Genomic DNA, 2,820 nt, shown 5'->3' with positions numbered 1-2,820 from the left:
GACCACCCGGGCGATCCGCGATGAACCCGAACGAGCACTCCCCATCCTGGGCATCACCAACTACCCGGACACCTACGGAACTTGATCAAGCCCTGACCTCGCAGTAGGCGCGGGCGGCTTCCAGGTTCTCCTGGAACGCCGCGTCGGCGACCGACCAGAGCGTGCCGAGCTGTTCCAGCCGGTCGGCACGCTTGCCTGGCATCTGGCCGGCACCGTAGGCGCGCCGCTGTTCCGCGACCAACTGCCCGAGGGATGTCTCCACGGGCCGCAGTCGTATGTGTGCAGGTCAGACGAGCAGCGGGCGCGGGACGGTCTCCGGGTGCCCGTTGCTGCTGCCGGTGGAGCGGCGCTGGCGGGTGGTGAATCTCATCCGGCTACCGGTCCCCGACGCTCGGTGTGCCGTGCCTCAAGCGCACGGCTCTGTCTGCTGTGTCTCAGAGTGTGCGTGCGAAGAGGTCCAGCAGTGCCTGCCAGTGGCGTTCGGCTGCGTCGGCGTTGTAGATGGAGGTGTCGGTCTGGGTGTACCCGTGCTGGGCGCCTTCGTACAGTTCGCTGCGGTAGCGCACTCCCGCCGTGTCCAACGCCTGCTCCAGGGCCTTGATCTGTTCCGTCGGCATGGACCGGTCGTTGTCGGCGTGGCCGAAGTACAGTTCCGCCGTGACGCGGTCCAGGGCCCGGTGCGGGCTGTCCTCGGCATCGGTGGCCAGGTTGCCGGCGTGGAACGAGCCGGCCGCCGCGATCCGGTCCGGGTAGGCGGCAGCGGTGCGGACCGCCAGCACACCGCCCATGCAGTAGCCGGTGTTGCCCACGGGGCCGTCCGCGACCAGGGGCGAGGCGGCCAGCCAGGCCAGGTACGCGCCTGCGTCCCGCATCGCCAGCTCCGGGGTGAGAGACCGGGCGATCGGCATGATCTTCTCGAAGAGCTGCGGCCGCTCGGCGGGGTCGATGTACTCGGGCAGCTCCACCACCGGGGCCCGGCCGGCGCGGTAGAAGACGTTGGGCACCAGCACCGTGTAGCCCTGCCCGGCCAGTCGCCCGGCCATCTCCTCCAGGGCAGGACGCAGCCCGAACGCGTCCATGTAGAGCAGGACACCGGGGTGCGGCGCGCCGTCATCGGGGTGGGCGAGGTAGGCGTCGGCGGTCCCGTCCGGGGTGGGAAGGTCGATTGATTCACCCTGCACGTTGGTCATCTCCGCACCTTTCATCAGGCATCCGGACGGCGTATGACGAGGGGCCGCCCACCCGCCGGCTTCCACGGCCGACAGACCTCCACACCGTAACCGCTCACCCTCCATCAGCCGCACCCACGTCGTCGGGGCCGGCAGCCGTCCAAGTCGGGCGCGTTTCCTCCCGGTTGGTAACGCTCGGAGGGGGGGTTGTTGGGGGGCCGAGTGTTTGTTGGCCTGCGGTGTTGTGGGTTCGTTGAGAGGCGGGGTGGGTGGTTGGGTTGGGGTGGGCGGGGTGTGTGAGCTGGGCTTATGTGTTGTGTGTGGGAAGTCCTGATGCTGGATGAACTGCTGCGCGCCGAGGCGCGGGCCTTGCACCGCCAGTACGACGGCCACGACAGCGACGACTTCATGCACCGCCTGGCCGTCCGCGTCGCCCAGGACGCCGCGCGGCCGCAACGGGTCACCCGGGCCGTCATCGCGCCCGCCGCGCCGGCGCACCCGTCGCCGCCGCCGGCTTCGGTGCCGCCCGCGCCCGCCCGGCCCACCACGCCCAAGCCGCGGACCCGCAGAGGTCTGCGCCGCCGTCCGACACCGATCCTCGTGCAGGACCCGGCCACGACCCCCGCCGCTGTCGTCGACCACGTACGCAGGCTGTGTGAGACGGTACTGCGCTCCAACGACATCGACTCCCTCGCCGACTTCGCCGCCGACTACGACCCCCGGGGGGCCCGCACCTTCGCCTGTCTGCTGTACACACTCGACCGCTGGGAAAGCGCCCTGTACTGGTGGCGGTTCGCCGCCGGCGCCGAAGACCCCCTCGCCGCCCATCTGCTCGCCGCTCACCACGCCGCCGTCGGCATCAGCCCCGACGCCCGGCTGTGGCGGGCCGTGGCGCGCATGCTCGGCTTCACCACCGACCGCCACCTGCCCCAGCCCGTACGCCGCAGCACCGAGCTCGCCGAGGGCTTCGCCCGCGCGATGCCCTGGGGCCCGTCCCTTAATACCTTCATCAAAACCGATCAGCTGCCCCGAGAGCTCGCCACGTACTGACCCAAGAGAATCCCGCCGCAGACCTGATTGACGACGAGCGTGCGAAGGCGCTCTGGGTGTTCCGGGCCGCCTTCGCACGCCGCTGGTCCAGTTCAGAAGCTGTGCCATATCCCGTAATTGGTGACGCTCTGTGTGGACTTGGGTGTGTGGGCGGGTTCGCGCCTTCTGCTGGTCGGCTACCGATGGCTCTTTCAGCCTCCGTCGTTGACGGCCGCCTTCTTCCACCCAGAGCTCTTGCTCGGAGCCTTTCGGACGCGGCGCTCCCGCGCTACCTCCAGAACGTGGTCCTCCCGATACAGATTGACTCCCCCTCCCCGATACTGTGCTGAGGGCTGCAGGTATCCCCGGCGCGTCCACTGACGAATGCAAGCAGATGAGGCACCAACGGCCTTGGCGGCCTCGCTCGTGGTCAACAGGCGCTGCTTGGTGCCCGGAGGTTGATAGGCCACGGTCTTCCTTCCAGAAGGCGGTCAGCGACCAGGGTCCCACCCCTGAGCCCGGGGCTTAGAGCTTGTCTCACGTGGTGCGGGATGGGTGCGGCATGATGTCTTGCCATGGGTGTTGGTTTGTCGCAGCGGTTGGTTCCTGACGAACTCTGGTC

The 2,820-nt window shown here is 69.1% G+C and carries 4 protein-coding genes; 1 reads left to right on the top strand and 3 read right to left on the bottom strand.

Going from position 1 to position 2,820, the window contains the following annotated elements; all coding sequences use genetic code 11:
* Positions 1 to 85: 85 nt before the first annotated feature.
* Positions 86 to 262: a helicase associated domain-containing protein gene (locus tag ACZ4MF_RS48795; protein WP_467500885.1), complete on the bottom strand. Its 177-nt coding sequence runs from the start codon at positions 260 to 262 to the stop codon at positions 86 to 88.
* Between the two features lie 172 nt (positions 263 to 434).
* Positions 435 to 1,190 (bottom strand): dienelactone hydrolase family protein, encoded by a 756-nt coding sequence (locus tag ACZ4MF_RS48790; RefSeq protein ID WP_467500884.1) that lies wholly within the window; start codon positions 1,188 to 1,190, stop codon positions 435 to 437.
* A gap of 312 nt (positions 1,191 to 1,502) precedes the next feature.
* Between ACZ4MF_RS48790 and ACZ4MF_RS48785 the strand changes: the two genes are divergently transcribed.
* Positions 1,503 to 2,219, top strand: coding sequence for a hypothetical protein (locus ACZ4MF_RS48785; protein ID WP_467500882.1), 717 nt, complete (start codon positions 1,503 to 1,505; stop codon positions 2,217 to 2,219).
* A 191-nt stretch (positions 2,220 to 2,410) separates the two neighbouring features.
* Here the strand turns inward: ACZ4MF_RS48785 and ACZ4MF_RS48780 are convergent, their stop codons facing one another.
* A complete protein-coding gene (locus tag ACZ4MF_RS48780; protein WP_467500880.1) occupies positions 2,411 to 2,668 on the bottom strand; it encodes a helix-turn-helix domain-containing protein in 258 nt (85 codons plus the stop codon).
* Between the last annotated feature and the right edge of the window lie 152 nt (positions 2,669 to 2,820).

The sequence above is a fragment of the Streptomyces sp. NPDC025793 genome (assembly GCF_055558375.1).
Note: the sequence above shows the minus strand (reverse complement) of the source record. Positions and strands in the feature narration are given on the sequence as shown.